The sequence below is a fragment of the Sphingosinicella terrae genome (genome assembly GCF_003347635.1).
Lineage (GTDB): Bacteria > Pseudomonadota > Alphaproteobacteria > Sphingomonadales > Sphingomonadaceae > Allosphingosinicella > Allosphingosinicella terrae.
Window position 1 is genome coordinate 172,575 of record NZ_QDFY01000002.1, and the last position, 23,544, is coordinate 196,118.

The 23,544-nt window shown below is 68.8% G+C and carries 24 protein-coding genes; 9 read left to right on the forward strand and 15 right to left on the reverse strand.

Annotated elements, in window-relative coordinates:
- Positions 1-16: 16 nt before the first annotated feature.
- Together DDE10_RS23725 and DDE10_RS06275 are read left to right on the forward strand one after the other, a co-directional pair.
- Entirely contained in the window at positions 17-577 is a 561-nt protein-coding gene (locus DDE10_RS23725; RefSeq protein ID WP_284734477.1) for a DUF484 family protein, read from the forward strand.
- A complete protein-coding gene (locus DDE10_RS06275) occupies positions 562-1,485 on the forward strand; it encodes a tyrosine recombinase XerC (protein WP_284734478.1) in 924 nt (307 codons plus the stop codon). Before DDE10_RS23725 ends, DDE10_RS06275 begins: the two co-directional genes overlap by 16 nt.
- A 3-nt stretch (positions 1,486-1,488) precedes the next feature.
- Here the strand turns inward: DDE10_RS06275 and DDE10_RS06280 are convergent, their stop codons facing one another.
- The 4 genes from DDE10_RS06280 to rsmI all read right to left on the reverse strand — a co-directional run bounded on the left by DDE10_RS06280 (position 1,489) and on the right by rsmI (position 4,492).
- On the reverse strand, positions 1,489-2,097 hold the full coding sequence (locus tag DDE10_RS06280) for a DedA family protein (RefSeq protein ID WP_114951895.1): 609 nt from the start codon (positions 2,095-2,097) through the stop codon (positions 1,489-1,491).
- A gap of 61 nt (positions 2,098-2,158) precedes the next feature.
- A complete protein-coding gene (gene gshB / locus DDE10_RS06285) occupies positions 2,159-3,106 on the reverse strand; it encodes a glutathione synthase (RefSeq protein WP_114951896.1) in 948 nt (315 codons plus the stop codon).
- Between the two features lie 202 nt (positions 3,107-3,308).
- The gene (locus DDE10_RS06290; RefSeq protein WP_114951897.1) at positions 3,309-3,662 is read right to left on the reverse strand and encodes a YraN family protein; all 354 of its coding nucleotides are present in this window, start codon (positions 3,660-3,662) and stop codon (positions 3,309-3,311) included.
- A complete protein-coding gene (gene rsmI, locus DDE10_RS06295; RefSeq protein WP_114951898.1) occupies positions 3,659-4,492 on the reverse strand; it encodes a 16S rRNA (cytidine(1402)-2'-O)-methyltransferase in 834 nt (277 codons plus the stop codon). The genes DDE10_RS06290 and rsmI overlap by 4 nt, the downstream gene beginning before the upstream one ends.
- A 70-nt stretch (positions 4,493-4,562) precedes the next feature.
- Here rsmI and DDE10_RS06300 point away from each other — a divergent pair, with 70 nt between their 5' ends.
- Complete coding sequence (locus tag DDE10_RS06300; protein ID WP_114951899.1) at positions 4,563-5,714, forward strand: penicillin-binding protein activator; 1,152 nt, start codon at positions 4,563-4,565, stop codon at positions 5,712-5,714.
- Positions 5,715-5,723: 9 nt separating this feature from the next.
- Here the strand turns inward: DDE10_RS06300 and hemW are convergent, their stop codons facing one another.
- The 3 genes from hemW to rph all read right to left on the reverse strand — a co-directional run bounded on the left by hemW (position 5,724) and on the right by rph (position 8,328).
- Positions 5,724-6,881: a radical SAM family heme chaperone HemW gene (gene hemW, locus DDE10_RS06305; protein WP_284734479.1), complete on the reverse strand. Its 1,158-nt coding sequence runs from the start codon at positions 6,879-6,881 to the stop codon at positions 5,724-5,726.
- A gap of 89 nt (positions 6,882-6,970) precedes the next feature.
- Positions 6,971-7,615 carry an RdgB/HAM1 family non-canonical purine NTP pyrophosphatase gene (rdgB, locus tag DDE10_RS06310; RefSeq protein WP_284734480.1) on the reverse strand — a complete coding sequence of 215 codons (645 nt, stop codon included), beginning with the start codon at positions 7,613-7,615 and terminating at the stop codon, positions 6,971-6,973.
- Complete coding sequence (gene rph / locus DDE10_RS06315) at positions 7,612-8,328, reverse strand: ribonuclease PH (RefSeq protein ID WP_114951902.1); 717 nt, start codon at positions 8,326-8,328, stop codon at positions 7,612-7,614. Before rph ends, rdgB begins: the two co-directional genes overlap by 4 nt.
- 137 nt (positions 8,329-8,465) lie before the next feature.
- On the opposite strand from rph, the gene DDE10_RS06320 reads away from it, so the two are divergent.
- The 4 genes from DDE10_RS06320 (at position 8,466) to DDE10_RS06335 (ending at position 11,924) form a co-directional block, all read left to right on the forward strand.
- Positions 8,466-8,948 (forward strand): DUF6438 domain-containing protein, encoded by a 483-nt coding sequence (locus tag DDE10_RS06320; protein WP_114951903.1) that lies wholly within the window; start codon positions 8,466-8,468, stop codon positions 8,946-8,948.
- Positions 8,949-9,044: 96 nt separating this feature from the next.
- A complete protein-coding gene (gene hrcA / locus DDE10_RS06325; protein ID WP_114951904.1) occupies positions 9,045-10,085 on the forward strand; it encodes a heat-inducible transcriptional repressor HrcA in 1,041 nt (346 codons plus the stop codon).
- On the forward strand, positions 10,082-10,624 hold the full coding sequence (gene grpE / locus DDE10_RS06330; RefSeq protein WP_114951905.1) for a nucleotide exchange factor GrpE: 543 nt from the start codon (positions 10,082-10,084) through the stop codon (positions 10,622-10,624). The genes hrcA and grpE overlap by 4 nt, the downstream gene beginning before the upstream one ends.
- Before the next feature lie 103 nt (positions 10,625-10,727).
- Complete coding sequence (locus DDE10_RS06335) at positions 10,728-11,924, forward strand: serine hydrolase domain-containing protein (RefSeq protein WP_114951906.1); 1,197 nt, start codon at positions 10,728-10,730, stop codon at positions 11,922-11,924.
- A 3-nt stretch (positions 11,925-11,927) separates the two neighbouring features.
- Here DDE10_RS06335 and DDE10_RS06340 read toward each other — a convergent pair whose 3' ends face one another.
- The 8 genes from DDE10_RS06340 to DDE10_RS06375 all read right to left on the reverse strand — a co-directional run bounded on the left by DDE10_RS06340 (position 11,928) and on the right by DDE10_RS06375 (position 20,166).
- Positions 11,928-14,948 carry a DUF2135 domain-containing protein gene (locus tag DDE10_RS06340; protein ID WP_114951907.1) on the reverse strand — a complete coding sequence of 1,007 codons (3,021 nt, stop codon included), beginning with the start codon at positions 14,946-14,948 and terminating at the stop codon, positions 11,928-11,930.
- An 86-nt stretch (positions 14,949-15,034) separates the two neighbouring features.
- Positions 15,035-15,535 (reverse strand): PH domain-containing protein, encoded by a 501-nt coding sequence (locus DDE10_RS06345; protein WP_114951908.1) that lies wholly within the window; start codon positions 15,533-15,535, stop codon positions 15,035-15,037.
- Positions 15,536-15,619: 84 nt separating this feature from the next.
- A complete protein-coding gene (locus DDE10_RS06350; protein WP_114951909.1) occupies positions 15,620-16,363 on the reverse strand; it encodes a molybdopterin-dependent oxidoreductase in 744 nt (247 codons plus the stop codon).
- On the reverse strand, positions 16,360-17,190 hold the full coding sequence (locus DDE10_RS06355; protein WP_284734481.1) for a cytochrome b/b6 domain-containing protein: 831 nt from the start codon (positions 17,188-17,190) through the stop codon (positions 16,360-16,362). Before DDE10_RS06355 ends, DDE10_RS06350 begins: the two co-directional genes overlap by 4 nt.
- A 178-nt stretch (positions 17,191-17,368) precedes the next feature.
- Positions 17,369-18,670: a guanine deaminase gene (gene guaD, locus DDE10_RS06360; RefSeq protein WP_114951910.1), complete on the reverse strand. Its 1,302-nt coding sequence runs from the start codon at positions 18,668-18,670 to the stop codon at positions 17,369-17,371.
- 26 nt (positions 18,671-18,696) lie between these two features.
- A complete protein-coding gene (locus DDE10_RS06365) occupies positions 18,697-19,143 on the reverse strand; it encodes a DMT family transporter (RefSeq protein WP_114951911.1) in 447 nt (148 codons plus the stop codon).
- Between the two features lie 68 nt (positions 19,144-19,211).
- Positions 19,212-19,676 carry a vgr related protein gene (locus DDE10_RS06370; protein WP_114952278.1) on the reverse strand — a complete coding sequence of 155 codons (465 nt, stop codon included), beginning with the start codon at positions 19,674-19,676 and terminating at the stop codon, positions 19,212-19,214.
- A 40-nt stretch (positions 19,677-19,716) separates the two neighbouring features.
- On the reverse strand, positions 19,717-20,166 hold the full coding sequence (locus DDE10_RS06375) for a copper chaperone PCu(A)C (protein WP_114951912.1): 450 nt from the start codon (positions 20,164-20,166) through the stop codon (positions 19,717-19,719).
- 134 nt (positions 20,167-20,300) lie between these two features.
- On the opposite strand from DDE10_RS06375, the gene dnaK reads away from it, so the two are divergent.
- Positions 20,301-22,247 (forward strand): molecular chaperone DnaK, encoded by a 1,947-nt coding sequence (dnaK, locus tag DDE10_RS06380; protein ID WP_114951913.1) that lies wholly within the window; start codon positions 20,301-20,303, stop codon positions 22,245-22,247.
- Positions 22,248-22,391: 144 nt separating this feature from the next.
- Positions 22,392-23,525 carry a molecular chaperone DnaJ gene (dnaJ, locus tag DDE10_RS06385; RefSeq protein WP_114951914.1) on the forward strand — a complete coding sequence of 378 codons (1,134 nt, stop codon included), beginning with the start codon at positions 22,392-22,394 and terminating at the stop codon, positions 23,523-23,525.
- Positions 23,526-23,544 lie beyond the last annotated feature (19 nt).

Below are 23,544 nucleotides of genomic sequence, written 5' to 3' on the forward strand. Positions count from 1 at the left end.
TATTAGGTTCCCGGTCATGGGACGGGTGATCAGCTTCGAGGATCGGGCCTTGGCGAATCTTCGCGCCAGGGTCGCGGCGGCGGAGGAGGCCAATCAGGACCTCATCGCCTTCGCCCGCGGTCATTCGGGCGCCGTCGCCTCCATCCACGAAGCGGTGCTCGCCGCCATCGAGGCGGAGGGGCTCGACCATCTCATTCATATCGTCACCCAGGAATGGCCGCAGATACTCGGCCTGGACGCCGTCGCCGTGGCCTTGTGGGCCGGCGAGACCGGGGTTCGCGCCGATGCCTCCGGTCTCCAGTTCGTCAATCCGCGGCTGATCGAGCGATCGGTGGCGGAGCTCGACGGCGTCCTGCTGCGCGGCGTCGAGCGCGGCCATCCGCTGTTCGGGCCGGCCTGCGAGCTGATCCGCGCCGAGGCCCTGATCCGGCTGGCGAGCGAGCCGCCTCTGCCCAACGGCGTCCTCGCGCTCGGCCAGCGCGGGGCGCAGCATTTCGATACCCGCCACGGCTCCGAGCTGCTCATCTTCCTCGGGCGCGTCCTCACCCGCTGCATGGGCCGGTGGCTGATACCCTGATTTCCCATCCTGCCGCAGCGCTCGCCCTGCGCTGGCACGAGCATCTCTCCCGCGAGCGCCGCCGGTCCGAACACACCGTGCGCGCTTATGTCGCGACCGCGCATCGGCTGATCGCCTTCCTGGGCGAGCATCTCGGCGAGGCCGTCGATGCGTCGACGCTGGTCGCGCTCAAGCCTTCGGATCTGCGGGCCTATCTGACCCGCCGCCGAGCCGCCGGCCTCGGCAACGCCTCGGCCGCGCGCGAACTTTCCGCCGTGCGCGGCTTCCTCGCCTTCGCCGCCGCCGAGCAGGGCCGCGAGGCGGCCGTGCCGCGCGTGAAGGGGCCGAAGAAGCCGCGCAGCGTTCCTCGGCCCGTCTCGCCCGACGAGGCGGTGGCGTTGGCCGAGGAAGCGGGAGAGGAGGCCTCGCAGCCGTGGATCGCGGCGCGTGACGAGGCGGTCCTGCTCCTTCTCTACGGCTCCGGCCTGCGGGTCGCGGAGGCGCTCGGCCTCGACGGAGCGGCGCTGCCGCTCGGCGACGCGCTCCGGGTGACCGGCAAGCGCGCCAAGACCCGGATCGTGCCACTGCTCGCTCCGGTCAGGGAGGCTATCGAGACCTATCTCGCTCTCTGTCCCTATGCCCCGTCCCCGGACCTGCCTCTGTTCCGCGGCGCTCGCGGCGGGCCGCTGCGCGGTGAGATCGTCCGGCGCGCGGTGCGGAAGGCGCGGCGCACGCTCGGCCTGTCGGAACGGGCGACTCCGCACGCGCTCCGCCACAGCTTCGCCACCCACCTGCTCGGCCGCGGCGCCGATCTGAGGACGCTGCAGGAACTGCTCGGCCATGCCAGCCTGTCCTCGACCCAGATCTACACGGCGGTCGACGCCGCCCACCTCATGGACGTCTACCGCCACGCACATCCGCGCGCCTGAGGGTCAGGCTTCCCGGTGGCGCCGGCTCCAGGTGATCTGGCGATAGATGTAGAGGATCACGATCAGGGTAACGATGCCGGAGGAGACCGGGCCCAGCACCTGGTCGATCTTGTCGAAGCGTTGGCCGAGCAGATAGCCGCCGAGCGCGAGCAGGCCGCTCCAGACGGCGGTGCCCAGGGTCGACCAGGCCAGGAACTTGACCAGCTGCATGTGGACGAGGCCGGCGGGGATCGACACGACCGATCGGATCGTCGGGATCAGCCGTCCGATCGCCACGACGACCGATCCGAAGCGCCCGAACAGCCGCTCGACCCGCTCGACGTCGTACCAGTCCATGGTCAGCCAGCGGCCGTGCTTCTCGATGAACGGGCAGAAGCGCTTGAGGCCGATCCAGCGCGCCACGAGATACCAGAAGATGTTGCCGGTCATGGCGCCGGCCGTGCCGGCGACGATGACACCCCAAAGCCCCATCGACCCGCTGGCCGCCCTTACCCCGGCCACCGGCATGATCACCTCGGACGGCACCGGCGGGAACACGGTCTCGAGCAGCATGAGCAGGAAGATGCCGACATAGCCGGTCGCGTCGATCAGCCGGATGACCCAGTCGCCCATGATGGCTATCCGGCCACGGGGCAGGCGTGACCCTGCACCGGCCGATGCCCGCGCGCCGCGTTCAAGCCAGCTTCCGCTCGATCGCGTCCCAGATCATGGCCGGCGTGTCGGTACCGTTGAACCGGTCGATGGCGACGATGCCGGTCGGCGAGGTGACGTTGATCTCGGTAAGCCATTGCCCGCCGATAACGTCGATCCCGACGAAAAGGAGCCCGCGCGCCTTCATCTCCGGTCCGAGCCGGTCGCAGATTTCCCTCTCCCGATCGGTGAGATCGGTCTTCGCGGCCTTGCCGCCGACGGCGAGGTTGGATCGGATCTCGCCTTCGCCCGGGATGCGGTTGACCGCGCCGGCCACCTCGCCGTCGACGAAGACGATCCGCTTGTCGCCCTTCTCGATCTGGGGGAGGAAGGCCTGGACGACATGCGGCTCGCGATAGGCAGCGTTGAACACCTCGATCAGCGACGACAGGTTCTCGCCGCCGCGGCCGACCTTGAACACCGCCTTGCCGCCATTGCCGTGGAGCGGCTTCACCACGATTTCCCCATGTTCGGCGAGGAACTCGCGCGCCAGCGCGAGAGATCGGGTGACCAGCGTCGGCGGCATATATTCGGCGAAGTCGAGCACCCACACCTTTTCCGGTGCGTTCCGCACGCTGGCGGGATCGTTGACCACCAGCGTCTCGTCCTGGATGCGCTCGAGCAGGTGGGTGGCGGTGATATAGCCGAGGTCGAACGGCGGATCCTGCCGCATCAGCACGACGTCGACGTCACGGCCCAGGTCCAGGAGTACGCGCTCGCCGAGACGATGATGGTCGCCGGCCTGCCGCTGCACGGTCACCGGATGGGCGTGGGCCCAAAGCCGACCGCCCGACCAGCTCAGATCCCCGGCCAGATAATGGTAGAGCACATGGCCGCGCGCCTGCGCGCCCAGCATGATCGCGAAGGTCGAATCGCCTTCGATGTTGATCTGATCGAGCGGGTCCATCTGGACGGCGACGCGAAGAGACATGGGTGAGCGACTCCTGTTCGGCGATTGCGGTCCTTCGATACGCCGGTTCGACGGGCTCACCGGCTACTCAGGATGAGCGGCACATAATAGGCCCCGCTCATCCTGAGTAGGGCCGAGCCTGTCGAGATGAACAGGCGCGGCTTTCCCCGGAAGCCGCGGCCACGTCCGGGGGACGTGGCGACCTGATCATCGTATCGAAGGATCATCCTCGCCAGACATTCTCGACATGCCGCGGCCAGCGGCCCGGGACGATGTAGAGCGCATCGATCCGGATGGTGTCGGCGCTTCCCGCGTAGCGCGGCGCCAGCGCCTCGGCGGCGCGGGCGACGCGGCGCAGGCGCCAGTCGTCCAGGGCGAGATCGGCGTCGATATCGGTGGCGCGGGCCTTCACCTCGATGAAGGCGAGGACGCGGCCGCGGCGGGCCACCAGGTCGATCTCGCCGACGGGAGTCCGCGCCCGCATCGCGAGGATGCGCCAGCCCTTGAGCCGTAGCCACCACGCCGCCAGCCGCTCGGCCCTCCGGCCGCTGCGTTCGGCGGCTTGGCGCCGGTTCATTTAAGCTGCTGCGCCCGCTCGTAGACGGCGCGCTTCGGCACGCCCAGTCGTTCCGCCACCTCGGCGGCGGCGCGCGACGGGGACAGCCGCGTCAGCGCTTCCTCGATGGCGGCGTCGATATCGGCCTGGCCCGCGGCCGGCTTCTCACCGGGCGGGCCGACGACGATGACGATCTCCCCCTTCGGCGCGGGCGCCTCGGCATAGCGGGCCGCGAGCGCGTCGAGCGTGCCGGTCACCGTTTCCTCGAAGGTCTTGCTGATCTCGCGAACGACGGCCGCGTCGCGTGGCCCCAGACCTTCGTCGAGCGCCGTCAGCGCGGCGGCAAGGCGCGGGCCGCTCTCGTAGAAGACCAGGCTGCCGTCGAACCTTTCGGCGCGCTCGATCGCCGCGGCGCGAGCAGCAGCCTTGGCCGGGAGGAATCCGAAGAAGGCGAAGCGGTCGGTGGGGAGCCCGGCCAGAGTCAGCGCGGCGATGACGGCGCTTGGGCCGGGAATCGTGGTTACCCTGATGCCGGCGGCACGGGCTTCGCGGACGAGCTTGTAGCCGGGGTCCGAGATGAGCGGCGTGCCCGCGTCGGACACGAGGGCGACCGCCTTGTCGCGCATCTGCTCGACAAGTCCCGGGCGGACCCGATCCGCATTATGGTCGTGATAGGGGGTCATCGGCCGTTTCACCCCGATGTGGCGCAGCAGCTTGGCCGTCACCCGGCTGTCCTCGACGGCGATCAGGTCCGCCGCCGCCAGCACCGCCGCCGCCCTGGGCGACAAGTCGGAAAGATTGCCGATCGGCGTCGCGACGATATAGAGGCCGGGATCCAGTGTTTCGATCATGGAGAGCCGTCTCATGGCATTGCTGTCGCCGCGCCTGCAACCATGTCCTGAGTTAGGAGAGAGGCGGGGAATGACGCTCTTCCGGCTGGCCGGCCTGGCATTGCTCTCGATCGGGCTCGCCGGCTGTATTCCGCGGTCGCGTCCCGAGGCGCCGCCGCCGGTCGAGCCGGACCGGCAGCCGGAGCGCCCGGATGGGCCGTCGCGGCTCCCGCCGGACGAGACCCGGAACCGGGTCGCCGTGCTCGTTCCGCTGAGCGGAACCAATGCGGCGATGGGCCAGTCGATCCTGAACGCCGCCAACCTCGCTCTGTTCGATACCGGCGGCCAGCGAATCCGAATCACCGCCTACGACACCAGCCGCGGCGCGGCCGAGGCCGCCAACGAGGCGCTCGCCGACGGCAATGGCCTTTTCCTGGGCCCGCTGCTGGCCGAGGACGTGCGCGCAGTAGCGCCGATCGCCGGCCGCAATGAGGTTCCGGTCGTCACCTTTTCGAACGACGTCACCGTCGCCGGCGACGGCGTCTATGTGATGGGCTTCAATCCGGGGCAATCGGTCGACCGCGTCGTCGCTTATGCCCGCTCCCGCGGCGCGACCCGCTTCGGCGCGCTGATGCCGCCCGGAATCTATGGTCAGCGCGGCGGCCAGGCGCTTACGGCCGCTGTCGAAGCGCATGGCGGCCAGCTGGTCGGGATGGAGGGCTATGAACGCACCACCGCCGCCATCCGCGCCGCGGCGACTCGGCTGAATGCTCGGGGGCGGCTCGATGCCGTGCTCATCGCCGACGGTCCCCAGAATGCCGTGCAGGCGGTCCCGGTCGTCCGCCAGTCCTCGCCGCAGCCGCGGATCCTCGGGACCGAATTGTGGGGCGCGGAGACCAATCTCGGGACGAATGTCGGGCTCCGCGGCGCCTGGTTCGCGGCGCCGTCGGATTCGAACTTCGGGCCGTTCCGGACGCGCTACCGGGCGCGCTACAATCGCGATCCCTTCCGCCTCGCCAGCCTCGGCTATGATGCGGTGCTGCTCGCGGTGCGGATTGCCGGCGACTGGCCGGTCGGTCGGCGATTTCCCGAGCGGGCGCTGCGCGATCCGACCGGCTTCGTCGGGGTGGACGGCGCCTTCCGTTTCGGCCGCGACGGCGTCGCCGAGCGTGCGCTCGAGGTGCGCGAAGTGGGAGCGAGCGGCACCAGCATCGTCTCGCCGGCACCGCGCGGGTTCAACTAGCGTCGGACGTTAGACCCGGACGATCTCGGCGAGGATGGAGTCGAGAACCAGCAGGCCGGCCGGGGTGGCGGACAGCCGCTCGCCGCGCAGGACCAGCAGGCCCTGTTCGGTGAGGCGGCGGACCGACTCGCGGTCGACCGCCTCGCGGCCGGCCATCCCGCGGATCCGGTCGAGAGCCACGCCTTCGCGCAGGCGCAGCCCCATCAGCAGCGCCTCGACGCCCTTTTCCTCCGCCGCAATCGCCTTTTCCTCGACGATGCCGTGGCCGTTGCGGGCGAGCGCGGAGAGCCAGTTTTCCGGCTTGCGGTGGCGCTGCGTGAAGCGGCCGCCGCGGCGGCCATGGGCACCGGGCCCGACCCCGGCATAATCGCCGTATCGCCAGTATGCGAGGTTGTGGCGACTCTCCTGGCCGGGGCGGGCATGGTTGGAGATCTCGTAGGCCGGAAGGCTCGCGTCCGTCGTCACCTGTCCGGTGAGCTCGTACAGCGCGGCGCCTTCGTCGGGATCGCGGGGCGCCAGCTCGCCCCGGGCCGCCATGGCGGCGAAGCGGGTGCCGGGCTCGATCGTCAGCTGGTAGAGCGAAAGATGGTCGGTGCCGAAGGCGAGGGCGCGCTCAAGCTCCGCGGCCCAGTCGTCGGGGGTCTGATCGGGCAAGGCGTAGATCAGGTCGAAGCTCACCCGGGCAAAAACCGATTGCGCCGTGCCGAGCGCCATCAGCCCTTCCTGGACGTCATGGGCGCGGCCGAGGAAACCCAGCCGCCCATCGTCGAGCGACTGGATGCCGAGCGACACTCGGTTGACCCCGGCGGCGGCAAGATCGGCGAAGCGTGCGGCCTCGACCGAGGACGGATTGGCTTCGAGGGTGATCTCGACGTCCGGCGCAAGGACCCAATGGTCTGCCGCCGCCTCGATCAATGCCGCCACCGTCGCCGGCGGCATCAGCGACGGCGTGCCGCCGCCGAAGAAGATCGACGTCAGCCGTCGGCCGGGGAGGAGGCGCGCCTCATGAGCGAGGTCGGCGCGCAGCGCCTCGCGCCACGCCTCCTGGTCGATCGCGGCGCGGACGTGGCTGTTGAAGTCGCAATAGGGGCATTTGGAGACGCAGAACGGCCAGTGAATGTAGAGAGCGAGGTCGGTGGCGCTCCCGGTCGGACCTCGCGTCTTCACGGCGAAGGCTGTGATCTCGCTGTCTTGGCTGCGCCCGTTCGAAGAGGAAGGGAGATCCCAGCATTCGCTGGAATGACGACCTTCGGCTGTCACAGCAGAGCCGCCACCAATTTCCTGAATGCGTCGGCGCGGTGGCTGATGGCATGTTTCTCGGCCGGGTCCATCTCGCCGAAGGTCAGGTCCCGGCCGGCGGGCACGAAGATGGGGTCGTAGCCGAAGCCCTTGTCGCCGCGCGGCGGCCAGACCAGGGTGCCGTCAACCCGCCCTTCGAACCATTCGCTATGGCCATCGGGCCAGCACAAGGCGAGGGCGCAGACGAAATGGGCGTTGCGGCTTGCCTCCGGCCCCAGGGCCTCGAGCTCCTCCCGGACGCGGCGCATGGCGCGGTTGAAGTCCCGCTCGCCGCTGATCTCGCCCGGCCCCGCCTCGGCGGGGACCTGGGACTGGGCATAGGCCCAGCGGGCCGAGAAGATACCGGGGCGGTCGCCGAGCGCCTCGACGCAAAGGCCGCTGTCGTCGGCAAGTGCCGGCAGGCCCGACAGGTCGGCAGCCGCACGCGCCTTCAAATCGGCATTGTCGATGAAGGTGGTGCCGATCTCGTCCGGCTCGGGCAGGTCGAGCTCGGCCGCCGAGACCGGATCCACGCCGTGCGGACCGAGCAGCTCGGCGATCTCGCGCACCTTGCCTTCATTGTGGCTGGCGATGACGAGCCGGCCGGGCTGGAGCTTCCTCACCTCCCGGTCGCCCGATCCTGGGCTGCGAAGATCTCCGCGCAACCGATCCGGGCAAGCCTCAGCAGCCGCAGCAATCCTTCCTCGTCGAAGCATTCGCCTTCCGCCGTGATCTGCGCCTCGACCAGCTTGCCGTCGTCGGTCAGCACGAAATTGCCGTCGCAGCCGGCCGAGCTGTCCTCGACATAATCGAGATCGAGCACCGCGGTTCCGCCATGGATGCCGCAGCTGACCGCAGCGACCTTGCGCTGGATCGGGTCGCGCTCGATCAGCTTCTGCTCGAGCAGCCGGTCGACGGCGATCCGTAGCGCCACCCAGGCGCCCGATATGGCCGCGGTGCGGGTGCCGCCGTCGGCCTGGACAACGTCGCAGTCGAGCGTGATCTGGCGCTCGCCCAGCGCTTCGAGATCGACCACGGCGCGCAGGCTCCGGCCGATCAGGCGCTGTATCTCTTGGGTGCGGCCGCTCTGCTTGCCGCTCGCGGCTTCGCGCCGGCCGCGGGTGTGGGTGGCGCGGGGCAGCATGCCATATTCGGCGGTGACCCAGCCGCGTCCCTTGCCGCGAAGCCAGGAGGGCAGGCTGGTCTCAATCGAGGCGGTGCACAGCACCCGCGTGTCGCCGAAGCCGATCAGGCAGCTGCCTTCGGCATGGCGGGTGAAGCCGGGCTCCATGGTGATGGCACGCATCTGGTCGGGCGCGCGGCCGGAGGGTCGCATGGTGTTTCTCCTTGGATCGCGCGCCTCGTAACAGCATGAGCCGCCGTGGCAACCTTCCGGGCCGAGCGCGGCGAGGCTGCCGCCGATCATTCCCCGTTCAGCCTGAACCGGCGAGGGGAACGGCCGGGAGACTGAAGATGCGCCCTGCCTTGCCGATGATGTTCCTTCTGCTGGCCGCCTGCGCCACGACGCCGCTAGCCGAAGTCGGCGCGGCCGGACCCGACACGATCAGCCTCGAAACCGGCCCCTGCTTCGGCACTTGTCCGGTCTATCGGGTGACGGTGAGCGCCGACGGCAGCGGCAGCTTCGAAGGCCGCCGCTTCACCGCTGTCACCGGCACGCGGCGCTTCGAGGTAACCCCGGATCAATATCGCGCCTTCGCACGCCATCTGGCCCCGCTGCGTCCGACCTCGGCCGAGCGCCGCTACTCCGGTGAGGCCTGCACGATGATGGCGACCGACCTGCCATCGACCGAGGTGAGTTGGGCCGAGGGAGGCACTTCCCGCACGCTCTATTTCTACCACGGCTGCGACATGGAGAAGAATTGGGCCATCGCCGAAAGGCTGAACGCCGCGCCCGCGCTGCTGCCGATCGGGGATCTGGTCAGGCCGCCCGATTGATGAAAGCGCCGTCGTCGCCAGTCGAGGCGGGTCTCGAGAAGTTGGGCAGCCGCGAGAGCGGTTGAGGGCCACCCTCCGTCCGCCTACATCAGGGGCATGAGCGCCACGATCAGCGAGATGGGCGACCGCGCCAGGGACATCTTCCGGCTGGTCGTCGAGGCCTATCTCGACACCGGTCATCCGGTCGGCTCGCGCACCATTTCCCGCACTTCGACCCTCAACCTGTCTCCCGCATCGATCCGCAACGTCATGCAGGACCTGGAGGAATCCGGGCTTCTGGCGGCGCCGCACACCTCGGCGGGAAGGATCCCGACCGAATCGGGGCTGCGGCTGTTCGTCGATGCGATCATGCAGGTAGCCGAGCCGCGGCCCGAGGACCGCGCCGCGATCGAGGCGCTGCTCGATCGGGGCGGCCCGATCGAGGAAGCGATCAGCAACGCCACCGCCGCCTTGTCCGGCCTCTCGGCCTGCGCCGGCATCGTCCTCGTCCCGAAGGAGGAACCGGTGCTGAAGCAGCTCGCCTTCGTCCCGCTCTCCCCGCGTCAGGCGGTCGCGGTGGTCGTCGGCAGCGACGGCAGCGTCGAGAATCGGGTGGTCGAGCTGCCGCCTGGCGTCACGTCGTCCATGCTGAGCGAGGTTGGCAATTATGTGAGCGCGCGCCTCTCGGGGCTGACGCTCCGCGACGCCAAGCTCAAGCTCGATTCGGAGATTTCGGCGGGCCGGGCGGCGCTCGACCGGGCGGCGAGCGAACTGGTCGCCCGCGGCCTGGCCGTCTGGTCCGAGGACAGCGCGCGTCGGCCGGTCCTCATCGTCCGCGGCCAGGCCAATCTGATCGACGAGACCACGGCGGCCGATCTCGAGCGGGTGCGCCAGCTGCTCGAGGAGCTCGAGGGCAAGGAAGAGATCGCCCGGCTGCTCGATCGAGCCCGCGCCGGAGAGGCGATGAAGATCTTCATCGGATCCGAGAATGAGCTGTTCGCGTTGTCGGGCTCATCGGTTATTGCAGCCCCCTATCGCGGCCATGACGGCAAGGTCGTCGGCGTGGTCGGGGTGATTGGCCCCACGAGGTTGAACTATGCGCGGGTGGTTCCCATGGTGGACTTCACCGCAAAGGCTTTGTCGAGATTGATGGCATGAACGAAGACGCGAACACCGAAGCACGGGACGAGAATGAGGCGGCCGAATCCGCCGAGGGCGGCGAGCTCAACCTCGATCGCCTGTCCGAGCTCGAGAAGGAGCTGGAGGAGGTGCGCCAGCACGTCCTCTACGCGCAGGCGGAGACCCAGAATGTCCGTCGGCGGCTCGAGCAGGAAAAGGTCAACGCCGCCAATTACGCCTCCACCGGCTTCGCAAGGGACATGCTGTCGGTGAAGGACAATCTCGAGCGGGCCTTGTCCGCCATCCCCGACGATCTGCGCGAGGACGAGCGGATGAAGGGCCTCGTCACCGGCATCGAGGCGACGGGCCGCGAGCTGGAGTCCGTCTTCCAGCGCCACGGCATCGCTCGCATCGAGGCGATGGGTAGGAAGCTCGACCCGCATCTCCACCAGGCGATGATCGAGGTGCCCGACGACAAATCGGAGCCCGGGACCATCATTCAGGAGATGCAGGCCGGCTATCAGATCAAGGACCGGCTGCTCCGTCCGGCGCTGGTCGGGGTCTCCCGCAAGCCCTAGGCGCCTCCCGGCCTACCCGCGAAGGCGGGAACCCGGCTGCCTTGCGGCGTAGGCTTGAGAAGAAAAAGCTGGATTCCCGCTGTCGCGCGCATGACGATGGGGAATGAGACTGCTTCCGCTTTTCGTCGTCGCTGCCGCGCTTTCCGCCTGCGCCACGTCATCCCAGCCTTCCGTGCCGAACGTACCTTATGCCTGGGCGACGTTCGACCGCACCGGGATCACCGCTTCCGGCGCGTCCGGTCTGGCCGATCGGACGGCGGGGCGGCCGCTCACCATCGACGATCCGGTCAGGATCGCCTCCATCTCCAAGCTCGTCGTCGCGCTCGGCGTGATGCGTCTGGTCGAGCAGGGCCGGCTCGACCTCGACCAGGACGTCTCCGATACGCTGGGGTGGCCGCTGCGCAACCCGGCCTTCCCCGACCGCCCGATCACCCTGCGGCGACTGCTGTCGCACACGTCGTCGCTGCGCGACGACGTCGACTATGTGGTCCCGCTCGGCACCGACCTGCGCGACGTGCTGGGCGACGCGCGCGCCTTCGATCCCGATCATCCGCCGGGAGAGTTCTTCCGCTATTCCAATCTCAATTTCCCCGTGGTCGCCTCGGTCATGGAGCGGAAGACGGGCGAGCGGTTCGATCGGCTGATGGCGCGGCTGGTGCTGGAGCCGCTGGGGATCGACGCCTGCTTCAACTGGACGACCTGCAGCGATGCCGCGGTCGCACGCGCGGTGGTCCTCTACGCTCCCGACGGAAGCGTCGTTCGCGACGATCTCGGCGGGCGCATGCCGGATTGTCCGGTCTTCGCGCCGGACGGGGTCCCGTGCGACCTTTCGGGTTATCCATCGGGCAGCAACGGCGCGCTCTTCTCGCCCCAGGGCGGCCTGCGCATCTCGGTCCGTGACCTTGCCGTCGTCGGCTCGCTGCTGCTCGAGCGCGGCCGGCACGACGGCCGCCCTTTCCTTCGGCCGGAGAGCATCGAGGCCATCTTGCAGCCGCATTGGCGCTACGATCCGCGGGCGCGCAACGGTGAGACCGATGGCGGCTTCTATTGCGCCTATGGCCTCGCCGTGCAGCTTCTGCCCACGCCCGAAGAGGGGTGCCGGGACGATTTGTTCGGCGATCCGACGCCGAGGCTCGGCCATGCCGGCGATGCCTATGGGCTCCGCTCGGGCCTGTGGATCGATCCCGCTTCCGGTCGGGGCATCGCCTTCTTCGCGACCGGCAATGGCGCCGATCCGCCGCGCGGAAGGTCCGCCTATCGCGCGGTCGAGGAATGGCTCGCGGCGCGCGCCGCGCCCTGAGGCTCACGGCTCGACGATGATCCGCCCCACCCGCCGCTCGCGGGTCTGGTCGTTCGGCAACAGTTCGATGTCGACGACCTCGGAGCGCTGCGACGAACGGCCGAAGTCGCGGATGATCGTCGCGGTGACTCGCTGCGCCCCGTTCGGGTTCAGCCGGTCCGACGAGAACACGTTGGCCCGCACCTCGTACGTACCGGCGGGCGTGCGGCGGAGGAGATATTCTTCCGGTCCGTAACCCTGGGTCATGTCGTTCGACAGCCGGCCGCCGATCGCGGTCCGGGGATTGTGATAGATGGCGCGCTCGCCGCTCGGCTCGTCGACCCAGAGGTCGATGTCGGTCGCCTCGCTGTTCCACTCGATCACCACCCGGAGGTCGACGTCGAGCAAGGCGACGAGCCGCGGGTCGAGCGTCAGCGCGTCGCCGCCCAGCGCCCGGTAGCGGGGTATGAGCACGTTCGCTTCCATCAGCGAGATCATCTCGATGCCGTCATAGGCGCCGGCCCAGGGCGTCATCACCACCTCGGTCAGCAGCGACAGCGCTCGCGCCAGATCAGACCGCGCTTGCTCCGGCGATGCGGCCTCGGCCCGCTTCGCCAGCGTCAGCGCCAGAGTCCGCCGCGGCTGCGGGCGATCGCTCTCCGCGGCCAGCAGACGCTCGTAGAGCCAGATCGCGCGATCGATCTCGCCGTAGCGGACGAGCCGGTCGGCGACGATGGACAAGGTCTCGCTGTTGCGGGTGGGGAGTTCGAGCGCCGACAGGACGAACCGGACGGCCTCCTCGCGCCGGCCCTTCCGGAATGCCCAGTCGGCGACGTCGAGCCAGAAGGCGGGGAGGGCGCCATGGAGGCGCACTTGCTCCGCAAGCACCCGCTCGACCTCGGTGGGCGCGGCCGCATCCAGCGCGGCGAGATAGGGACGATCGGCGGCCCACGGCTCGATCGCAATGGTGGCGCGGCTCGCAGAACCCGCCTGCTCGCCGCCGATCGCGGCGTCGGTCCGGCTCCCCGTGACGACGACGCTGCCGTCGGCCGGTCCGGCACCGGTGAAGGGTGCGGTGGGCGCCGGCGATTGCTGGGTAACCTGTCCGGGAGCGGTTACCGGAGGGGGCGGAGGTGGTGGTGGTGGCGGCGGCGGCGGCGGGGGAGGGGGCGCCATTGGCGGGGGCAGCGAGGTTTCGTTCTCCATTTCCGGCCTGACATCCTCTTCCTCGGGTTTCGGACGGCTGCCCGGGTCGAACCGGGTCGCCCACCAGGTCCGCATCTCCTGCCATTGCGCCAGGACTGCCTCCAGTCGGCGGCCGCGCTGGGCCGTTTCCTGTTCCTTCAACTGCTCGCGAAGGCGCCTATAATCGTCGCGCCATTCGGCCGGCGCCGAAGCAGGCGGCTCGATCCGAGAATCGGCGTAGTCGCGCCCCGTCTCGAGAACCACGAAGGACACGTCCGGACTGGCGACGCTGTAGCTGCGGGAAAAGGCGACCAGCGCCTCCCGATCGAGATCGTCTCCGGCGGCGCGGATTGCGACACGATCCGCCGCCCACAGGGCGCCGGCGCCGTCCATCGCCACCGGCTCGCCCTGCGGCGAATAGAGGCGTTCGACCGTTTCGGGACCGATGCCGGCGAGCCGGACGATGACGTCGCCCGTCGCCGGCAGGGGAGCCACCACGCGCCAGCCATATTCGCCGCCGTCCAGCACCGAGAAGTCGACGCGTCCGCCGCCGGTGGAGCGGACGTCGATGACGCGCGGCACGCGCCTTGTCATCCGGGTCAGCACCTCGCCGGCCTCGCGGACGACGAGGTCGAAGCTCTCGCCGCCCGCGCCGCGCGCGAGCGAGGCGAGATAGGGTCGGTCGGCGTCGGGCGCGCTCGACACGGCGAAGAGCGGGCAGTCCGGGCGGAATTCCTCCCGCCGGTCGATCGTCACCAGTCCGTCGCTGAACAGGAGGCAGGCGTCCGCGCCGGTCAGGCTCTCCCCCGCCAGCACGGCGAGGCTGGTCGCGCCGCGGTATCGGACCGCGCCGAGACGCGCGATCAGGTCGCCGGCATCGCGGACCCGGATGCGCTCGACCCCGCCGCTGTCGAACAGGACCAGCTCGATTTCCGATGGCCGGACGCTGTCGAGATATTGCCGGATGATCGCCTGCTCCTCGGCCAGGTCGTCGTCGGCGCGGGAGAGCGAGCGGTCCCACAGGATGGCGACGCGCCGCACCGGCGCCGCCTGGGCGGACCGTGCGGGAACGGCGTCGGCGATCTGGAAGAAGCGCTCGCCGTTCGAGTGGCGGCTGAGCAGCATGGCTCCGGCCGGCGGCGTCGGATCGATGACCAGGTCGCCGGCGAGGCGCGCCTCGCGCCGCTCCGCCGCGTAGCGATGGACGCCGCCCCCCGAGGTCCAGCGCGAGAGGCTTTGCTCGCCGAGCCGGAGTCGGGGCGGCCCCGCCAGTCCCGCCGCCTCGATGTCGAGGCTGAAGGCGCCGATCCGGTCGGTATCGCGCAGGGGCAGGACATAGCCCCGGCCGGGATCGATCGGCGAGGTGAAGCGCAGCCGGATAGTCCGTCCGGAGCCCGGCAGGATCGGGAAGATGCGGGTGCGGAAGACGCTGTCGCGACCGACCTCGGCAAGCCCGGGATCGATCCGCTGGCGCACCCGCGCCTCATAGGCCATGCGCGCCTGGCGCTGGTCGACCAGGACGCCGTCGACCAGTCGGCCGTTGACGTCGAGCGCATAGCCGGTGACGACCGATCCGGCCGGCATGGGCAAGGTGAATTCGCCCTCGAGATTCTGGCTGCCGGCATTGCCGAAGCGGGCGGTCACGACCGTCTCGGCCACCGTGCCGTGGATGCGGACCCTTATGTCGAGCGAGTCGATGACCAGCTTCCGGCTCTGCATCTCCTCGCTGTTGATTCCGGCGACGCGGGCGACGAGGGCGGGTCCGCTCTCCTGGGCAGCGGCCGGCGTGTGCAGCATCGTGGCCGCAAGCATCGCCGCGAGCAGCGATCGTCGTGCGGTTGAACGGATCAAGCTGGTCATTCGGACCCCCCTCCAGGCTCTAATACGAGAAGACTAAGCCCGAGAGAGATGAACGCAAGCTTGTTGTTATACTATATCATGAGCTTTCAGGGATGGTCGTGCGCCATGTCGAGCTCGCGCACCCCCCGCCTCTGACGGGCGCTGTCGACGAGGCGGCGAAACTGCTCTCTCCGATCCCGGGCCCGCTCGATGTGACGAAGGACGAGATCGCCCTGACGCGTCGTCTCGTCCGAGGAGCTCACGCAGATCGTGCCGATGTCCGCCCATTGGTTGATCAGGGTGAAGTCGATGCGGATATCCTTGACCCGGTAGAGCTCGATTTCGTCGACGCTCTTGAAGATGATGCCGCGGTGGATGATCAGCCGTTCCTCGGTCACCTCGTAGGTGGCGGCAAGGTTCTGCACCCATTTCACCAGCAGGACGAGGAGAGCGATACCGGGCGCGACAAGGGGCCAGGCGCCCCAGGGGCCGAGAAGGGCGGCCGCGATCCCGGCGAGCGCGAGGAGGATGGTCCCCCAGCCGGCGAGCGTGCCTCGAAGCCAGCCCAGCGTCGAGGAACGAAACATGTCGACCGCATCTTCGCGCATGGGACCCCTCCGGCTTTGCAGGCACCCTACTGGCGTTGGCCGGCGAGGCCAAGGATGGGCAGCGCCGCCGCCGCCCGATGCCGGTCAGATGCCGGCATACCATTCGTAGTCGTTGCTATCCTCCCAATAGCCGCCGCGCCCGCCATGCACGCCTTCCAGGCTGGCCACGGCCTCGATCCGCTCGAGATATTTGGCATGCTTGTAGCCGAGCTGGCGCTCGACCCGCAGCCGCAGGGGAGCGCCGTTGGCGATGGGCAGCCGCCGGCCGTTGAGGCCGAAAGCGAGGATGGTCTGCGGATGGAAGGCATCGATCAGGTCGATGCTCTCATAATAAGGAAGCGCCCCGAACCGGTCCATGCAGTGGAAGACGATGAAGCGGGCGCTCTCGCGAAGGCCGGCCAGGTCGAGCAGCCGCGCGAGCGGGACGCCGGTCCACCGCCCGATCGCGGACCAGCCCTCGACGCAGTCGTGACGCGTGGTCTGGGTCCGCCGCGGCATCGACGCGATCTGGGCCAGCGACAGCGACAGCGACCGCTCGACCAGGCCGTCGACCCGCAGCCGCCAGTCGGCGAAACCGCCTTCCGCCAGGCGAGCATAATCAGGGGATTGCGGCATGACGTTGCCGTTGGGGCGAAAGACCGGCGAGATGTCTTCCGGGCCATATTCCCGCGCGAGCGCATGGCGGTCGGTGACCAGCCGCTGCGCCGCCATGGTCAGCCGCTCGGCGGCGCGCAGCCCCTCCTTGAACGTGTCGTTGCGGTCGAGCCGGTCGCATCCGGGCAGGAGCAGCCCGGCCCCGCCGATCAGGAAATGACGGCGGCTGATCATGGCTTCCTCGCCGGCGGTATCCGGTACCAGCCGGTGATCATCGATCGGATCTCGTTGATCGGCCCTGCGAGCACCACCATCGCCAGGTGGACGAGGATGAAGGCGGCGATCAGCATCGCGCAGATGAAATGGATCGACCGGGCCGACTGCCGGCCGCCGAACAGATCGAGCATCCACGGCCAGGCGGCGTTGAGGGCGGGCGACATGGTGAGTCCGGTCAGGATGACGAGCGGCAGCAGGACGCCGATCACACCGAAATAGCTCAGCTTCTGCAGACTGTTGTAGCGAAAAGCGGCCTCGCCGGCGGGGAAGCGCAGGCGCGCATGCTGCTTGATCTCGTGCCAGATCGATGCCGGGCGCAGCTCGTGCCGCCGGGGCAGCAGGTCGCGCTGTATGTGGCGGTTGAACAGGCTGGTGATCAGGAAGGCGATCAGCCCGAGGGCGAGCAGCCAGGCAAAGGCGAGATGCCAGCGCCGTCCGGCGGCGAGGCTGTAGCTCGAGGGGATGGTCGCCCAGGAGGGAAAGGCGCGGCGGCGGACGATACCGTGCTCGTCCTCCCACAGTCCGAGCACGCCCGTCGTCTCGATCGTCGCCGAGCCGATCGTCAGGAAGCCTCGGTCCGCCGTGGCGCTGACCTGGAGCCACGCCGGATCGGCATTGGCGCCATACTCGCCCCAATAGAGTCTGGGATGGGCGTTGAAGATCATCAGGCCGCTCATCAGCATGACGATCACGGTGACGGCATTGACCCAGTGCCAAAGCCGGGTCGGCAGCCGGTGGCGCTTCACCCGCTCCGGCACTTCGCTCACTGCCTCGGCCCGATCCAAGGGCGCCCTCCTCCTCGTCTTCCGATTGCCGTTTCGATCCGCTCCGGGCGGAGGTTACGGAAGGCGGCATCGGAATAAGATAATCGTTTCTATCCGGCCAGGGGTTCGCCACGGGTCGAGCAAGCGGGTCCTCGAACCCCCGCGCAATTCCCCGGGGCGCGACATTGAATCGAATATTTTATTCGATCGCGCCGCCATCCCTTCGGTGGGCCGGACGCCCCGCGACATAGGTTGCGGCGACGGCGCGGTCGTCACCCAGCACCTGGAGCGCGAACAGCCGGTCGAAGAGAGACGCGCCGCGCGTTCGCCGGGCGAGCAGCGGCGTCGCCTCGGAATCGAGCAGGACGAAATCGGCTTCCTGTCCCGGCTCGAGGCTCCCGACCTTGTCGCCGATGCGGAGGGCGCGCGCGCCCCCGGCGGTGGCGAGGTGGAGGGCGCGGAACGGATCGAGGCTGGCGCCGCGCATCTGGCAGACCTTGTAGGCCTCGCCCAGGGTCGCCAGCAGCGAAAAGCTGGTGCCGGCGCCGACGTCGGTGCCGATGCCGACCGGAATCCCGTGGCGGTCGGCGAGCGCCAGATCGAACAGGCCTGAGCCGAGGAAGAGGTTGGAGGTCGGGCAGAAGGCGATGGCGCAGCCGCATCCGGCCAGGCGGCCCATCTCGCCGTCGTTCAGGTGGATCGAATGGGCGAAGACCGATCTGGGGCCGGCGAGGCCATAGCGCTCGTAGACCGAGAGATAATCCTCGGCGTCCGGAAAGCGCTCGGCGACGGCGGCGAGCTCGCCGAGATTCTCCGACAAATGGGTGTGGAGCAGCACGTCCGGATGCTCGCGAAGCATCCCGCCGGCGTCCGCCAGCTGCGCGTCCGACGAGGTGAGGGCGAAACGGGGAGTCACCGCATAGCCGAGCCGGCCTCGGCCCCGCCATCGTCCGATCAGCCGTTCGGTCGCCGCGCGGCCTTCCTCGATGCTGTCGCGCAGGTCGGGCGGACCCAGGTCCATGAGCACCTTGCCGGAAATGATCCGCATGTCCCGGGCGAGCGCGGCTTCGAACAGCGCTTCGACCGATCCTTCATGGACGGTCGGGAAGACGAGGGCGCTGGTCGTGCCGTTGCGCAGCAGCTCGCCCAGGAAGAATCCGGCCACGGAGTCGCTATGGTCGCGGTCGGCAAAGGCCGCCTCGGCGGGGAAGATGTGGCGCTCGAGCCATTCGAGCAGCTGCGCCCCATGCGAGGCGATCCGCTCCGTCTGGGGAAAATGGATGTGCGCGTCGACGAAGCCGGGGACGATCAGCCCGGCGAGCCTTTCCACCGCCAAACCGGGGAAGCGCGCGGCCATCGTCTCGAACGGGCCGCGCGCGACGACCAGCCCGTCCTCGACCACGAGCAGTCCGTCGCTCTCGTGCCGCACCGCCTCGGGGCCGGCGAGCGCCGGGTCCTCGGGAACGGTGAGGATCTCTGCCCTGAAGCCCTTGCGCGTCAATCGTTCCTCCGGGCATCCGGGCGCGGTCAGCTGCGGCGAACCAGCACCACGCCTCCCAGCACGAGCAGCAGCCCGGCGACACGCTGCAGATTGATCGGATTCCTGTCCAGCCCGAGCAGGCCGTAATGGTCGAGTAGGACGGCCATGCCGAGCTGGCCGGCGACCACCGCGGTCAGCAGCACGCCGACGCCGACCTTGGGCGCGCCGAAGGCGGCCATCGCGACGAAGAAGGCGCCGTAGAGGCCGCCGAGCCAGACATACCAGGGCAGGGCTCGCACGCCCGCCGCGTCGGGACGCGACGGCAGCAGCCAGGCCAGCAGGCCGAGCGCGACGGTGCCGACGAGGAAGGACAGAAAGGCTGCGGTGATGGGCGAATCGAGCGGTCGGCTGAGCATGGCGTTGGTCGGCGCCTGGATCGCCATGAGCGCGCCGGCGATGACGGCGAGGAGGATGGTGAGGGTGGCGGCGTTCATCTTTCACGTCCTCCGTTGTCGGCCCCGTCGCCGGCAGAAGGCGGCAACGCGTGACGACCGGACATGGCTCAGGCGGCGGCGAAGGGCAAAGCCGCCTCGAGCGCGGCCAGCGGCGCGACGCCCTCCAGCCTCACCCCTTGGCGGAGAAGGTAGACATGGCGGACGATCTCCGCCTGCTGTTCCAGGCCGTATCGTTCGAGCGGCCAGCCGGGACGCCAGCGATAGGCATAGCGGCAGAAGGGATGACGCATCAGCACCAGGTACCAGCGTCCGCGCGACTGCGCCTGCCATACATGGGTGAGCTCGTGCACGAACAGACCCTGCAGGTTGAGCGGAGCCTCGGAATAGTCGTCGCGCCACAAGGCGCTGCCGGGATGGACCCAGATGTCGCCGTCGGGCGCCATCACCGCGCTCTTCGGGTGGAACGGGAACCACTTGCGACGATGGATACGCACCCGGTCGATGGCGATCGTGCCGCCGAACACGGAGCGCGCGATGTCGCGTTCGCCGCGCGTCAGCGGGCGTGAGGTCACGATCGGCGGCACGACACGGACGGCCGGGCCACGAGGCGGCTCAATGGCCCATATGGGCCTGGCCCGGTCCGCGCACCTCGGCCTCGACCTTCATCGAAGGTGCCGGATCGAGGGCGAAGGTGAGGCTCAGCCGGTCGCCGGGACGGAGCGCCGGATCGACCTCGAACAGCATGGCATGGCTTCCTCCCGGCTCGAAGACGAGCGGACTGTCGGGGGAGAAGCTCGCCTCGCCGATCGGCCGCATGGTGGCGACGCCATTTTGCTCCACCGTCTCGTGCAGCTCGATCCGGCCGACGCGCGGGCTCGTGATCCCGGTGAGCCGAGTCGGGCCGTGGTTCGTGCTTACGGTGAAATAAGCGGCTCCCGAGCGGCCGGCGACGGCGGGTAGGGTGACCACCGCATCCTCGACCGTCGCCTGGGGGCTGTGCGGAGCGCCGCCGCAGGCGGCGGCGAGGAGCAGGACGGCCAGCAATGGAACGGCTTTGCGCATGCCGCCCGCATAGACGCCATGCCCTTCTTGTCGCAACCGAAAGGCCCCCTATATCGCCTCCGAAACACCTGCGCGTCGCCTGATCGGGACAAGCGGGTGGGAGAGTTTTTGTCAGGGGCATAAGAGGTTCAGACATGGCAAGAGTGATCGGAATCGATCTCGGCACCACCAATAGCGCCGTCGCAGTGATGGAGGGCGGCAAGCCGAAGGTGATCGAGAATAGCGAAGGCGCGCGTACGACGCCTTCCGTCGTCGCTTTCACCAAGGACGGCGAACGCCTGATTGGACAGCCGGCGAAGCGCCAGGCGGTCACCAATCCCGACAATACAATCTTCGCGGTGAAGCGCCTGATCGGCCGCCGCTTCGACGATCCGGTGACCAAGAAGGACACCGAGCTCGTTCCCTACAAGATCACCCGCGGCCCCAATGGCGACGCCTGGGTCGAAGCGGGCGGCAAGGATTATTCGCCGTCGCAGATCTCGGCCTTCACGCTCCAGAAGATGAAGGAGACGGCGGAGGCCTATCTCGGCGAGCCGGTCACCCAGGCGGTGATCACTGTTCCCGCCTACTTCAACGACGCGCAGCGCCAGGCGACCAAGGATGCCGGCCAGATCGCCGGGCTCGAGGTGCTTCGCATCATCAACGAGCCGACGGCGGCGGCCCTCGCTTACGGTCTCGAGAAGCAGGACGGCAAGACGATCGCCGTCTACGACTTGGGCGGCGGCACGTTCGACATCTCGATCCTCGAGATCGGCGACGGCGTCTTCGAGGTGAAGTCGACGAACGGCGACACCTTCCTCGGCGGCGAGGACTTCGACTCCAAGCTGGTCGATTATCTCGCCGACAAGTTCAAGGCGAAGGAGAATATCGATCTGCGCAGCGACCGGCTGGCGCTGCAGCGGCTCAAGGAAGCCGCCGAGAAGGCGAAGATCGAATTGTCGTCGGCGCAGACGACCGAGGTCAATCTGCCGTTCATCACCGCCCGCATGGAAGGCGGCAGCTCGACCCCGCTTCATCTCGTCGAGCCGATCAGCCGCGCCGACCTCGAGCGGATCGTCGGTGAGCTGGTCAAGCGCACGCTCGATCCCTGCCGCAAGGCGCTGGCCGATGCCGGCGTCAAGGCGGAGGATATCGACGAGGTCGTCCTGGTCGGCGGCATGACCCGCATGCCCCGGGTCCGCGAGACGGTGAAGGAGTTCTTCGGCAAGGAGCCGCATACCGGCGTCAATCCGGACGAGGTCGTCGCCATGGGCGCCGCCATCCAGGCCGGCGTGCTCCAGGGCGAGGTCAAGGACGTCCTGCTGCTCGACGTCACGCCGCTGTCGCTGGGCATCGAGACGCTGGGCGGCGTGTTCACCCGCATGATCGACCGCAACACGACGATCCCGACGAAGAAGACCCAGACCTTCTCGACCGCCGAGGACAATCAGAATGCGGTGACGATCCGCGTCTTCCAGGGCGAGCGCGAGATGGCGGCGGATAACAAGATGCTCGGCCAGTTCGACCTGGTCGGAATCCCGCCGGCGCCCCGCGGCATGCCGCAGATCGAGGTCACCTTCGACATCGACGCGAACGGCATCGTCAACGTGTCGGCGAAGGACAAGGGCACCGGCAAGGAGCAGCAGATCCGCATCCAGGCGTCCGGCGGCCTCAGCGACAACGACATCGAAAAGATGGTCCAGGAAGCGGAACAGTTCGCCGAGGAGGACAAGAAGCGCCGCGAGTCGGCCGAAGCCAGGAACAATGCCGAGAGCTTGATCCATTCCACCGAGCGCCAGCTCGAGGAGCATGGCGACAAGGTCGACGCGTCGCTGAAGGCGGAGATCCAGGGTGCGGTCGACGACGCCAAGAAGGCGGTCGAAGGCGACGATACCGCGGAGATCCAGGCGAAGGCGCAGACGCTTGCTCAGGTCGCGATGAAGCTCGGCCAGGCGATCTACGAGAAGGAGCAGGCCTCGTCGGCAGCCGGCGCCGGCGCGGAAGGCGCTGACGCAGGCGCTTCGCAGGGCGCCGAGGCCGGCGCCGGCGAGGAAGTCGTCGACGCCGAATTCTCGGAAGTCGACGAAGAGAATAAGGGCTGAGTTCTTCCCTCCCTCTCCCCCCATGGGGAGAGGGTCGGGGGAGAGGGGGAGATTGTCCGGATGCGGAGCGAGGATCGGATTGAGATGCGGCCGCGTCGCGACCCCGGCCCTCTTCCCTCTCCCCGGATGGGTCGAGTGAGTTAGATGGTCGAGACCGATTATTACGAGCTGCTGCAGGTCGACCGCACGGCCGACGACAAGACGATCAAGTCGGCCTACCGCCGTCTCGCGATGGAGTGCCACCCCGACCGCAATGGCGGCTGCACCGATGCCGAGGCGCGATTCAAGGCTATCAGCGAAGCTTATGACTGCCTGAAGGATCCGCAGAAGCGCGCCGCTTATGACCGCTTCGGGCATGCCGCCTTCCGCAATGGCGGTTTCGGCGGCAACGGCAACGGCGCACAGGATTTCGGTTCGTTCGCCGACATCTTCGACAACATTTTCGGCGAGTTCATGAATGCCGGTCATGGCGACCGGCGGCGCAATGTCCTGCGCGGTTCGGACCTTCGCTACGATCTCGAGGTGCGGCTCGAGGACGCTTATTCCGGCCGGGAGGTCGAACTCCAGGTCGATACCACCGCGCCCTGCGAGCCCTGCGGCGCCACCGGCGCCAAGGTCGGCACCTCGGCCTCGACCTGCCGGATGTGCGGCGGCCGCGGTCAGGTTCGCGCCCGCCAGGGCTTCTTCGTCGTCGAGCAGACCTGTCCGAGCTGCCGCGGCGTCGGCGAGAAGATCGCCGATCCCTGCCCGTCCTGCCGCGGCGAAGGCCGGGTCGAGAAGCGCAAGTCGCTGACCGTCAAGATTCCGGCCGGAGTCGACGAAGGGACCCGGATCCGGCTGGCCGGCGAGGGTGAGGCCGGGATTCGCGGCGGACCGCCGGGCGACCTCTACATCTTCATTCATCTCGCCCGCCACGCCATCTTTTCGCGCGAAGGGACGACCTTGTTCGCCCGCTGTCCGGTCAGCTTCACCACCGCCGCGCTGGGCGGCTGCGTGCAGGTGCCGGGCCTCGACAAGCAGATGCACGAGATCAAGATCCCGGTCGGGATCCAGTCGGGCAAGCAATTGCGCCAGCGCGGCGCCGGCATGCCGGTGATCAACGGCCGCGGCCATGGCGACATGGTGATCGAGATCCAGGTCGAGACGCCGACCGGGCTCAGCGCGAGGCAGCGCGAGCTGCTCGAGCAGTTCCGCGAGACCGAGACCGGCGACGAATGCCCGGCCTCCCGCGGCTTCTTCCAGAAATTGAAGTCCGTCTGGGAAGAGCTGACCGAGTAAGGGGCCCTTGCTCTTTCGT

Excerpts from the sequence above, each read along its gene's own strand:
- dnaJ (WP_114951914.1), top strand. The coding sequence starts at position 22,392 with ATGGTCGAGACCGATTATTACGAGCTGCTGCAGGTCGACCGCACGGCC.
- DDE10_RS06365 (WP_114951911.1), bottom strand. The coding sequence starts at position 19,143 with ATGAACGCCGCCACCCTCACCATCCTCCTCGCCGTCATCGCCGGCGCG.
- DDE10_RS06280 (WP_114951895.1), bottom strand. The coding sequence starts at position 2,097 with ATGGGCGACTGGGTCATCCGGCTGATCGACGCGACCGGCTATGTCGGC.
- DDE10_RS23725 (WP_284734477.1), top strand. The coding sequence starts at position 17 with ATGGGACGGGTGATCAGCTTCGAGGATCGGGCCTTGGCGAATCTTCGC.
- gshB (WP_114951896.1), bottom strand. The coding sequence starts at position 3,106 with ATGTCTCTTCGCGTCGCCGTCCAGATGGACCCGCTCGATCAGATCAAC.
- DDE10_RS06300 (WP_114951899.1), top strand. The coding sequence starts at position 4,563 with ATGACGCTCTTCCGGCTGGCCGGCCTGGCATTGCTCTCGATCGGGCTC.
- grpE (WP_114951905.1), top strand. The coding sequence starts at position 10,082 with ATGAACGAAGACGCGAACACCGAAGCACGGGACGAGAATGAGGCGGCC.
- rsmI (WP_114951898.1), bottom strand. The coding sequence starts at position 4,492 with ATGATCGAAACACTGGATCCCGGCCTCTATATCGTCGCGACGCCGATC.
- DDE10_RS06345 (WP_114951908.1), bottom strand. The coding sequence starts at position 15,535 with ATGCGCGAAGATGCGGTCGACATGTTTCGTTCCTCGACGCTGGGCTGG.
- hrcA (WP_114951904.1), top strand. The coding sequence starts at position 9,045 with ATGAGCGCCACGATCAGCGAGATGGGCGACCGCGCCAGGGACATCTTC.
- rph (WP_114951902.1), bottom strand. The coding sequence starts at position 8,328 with ATGCGACCCTCCGGCCGCGCGCCCGACCAGATGCGTGCCATCACCATG.
- DDE10_RS06335 (WP_114951906.1), top strand. The coding sequence starts at position 10,728 with ATGAGACTGCTTCCGCTTTTCGTCGTCGCTGCCGCGCTTTCCGCCTGC.
- DDE10_RS06340 (WP_114951907.1), bottom strand. The coding sequence starts at position 14,948 with ATGACCAGCTTGATCCGTTCAACCGCACGACGATCGCTGCTCGCGGCG.
- DDE10_RS06290 (WP_114951897.1), bottom strand. The coding sequence starts at position 3,662 with ATGAACCGGCGCCAAGCCGCCGAACGCAGCGGCCGGAGGGCCGAGCGG.
- dnaK (WP_114951913.1), top strand. The coding sequence starts at position 20,301 with ATGGCAAGAGTGATCGGAATCGATCTCGGCACCACCAATAGCGCCGTC.
- DDE10_RS06350 (WP_114951909.1), bottom strand. The coding sequence starts at position 16,363 with ATGATCAGCCGCCGTCATTTCCTGATCGGCGGGGCCGGGCTGCTCCTG.
- DDE10_RS06375 (WP_114951912.1), bottom strand. The coding sequence starts at position 20,166 with ATGCGCAAAGCCGTTCCATTGCTGGCCGTCCTGCTCCTCGCCGCCGCC.
- DDE10_RS06320 (WP_114951903.1), top strand. The coding sequence starts at position 8,466 with ATGCGCCCTGCCTTGCCGATGATGTTCCTTCTGCTGGCCGCCTGCGCC.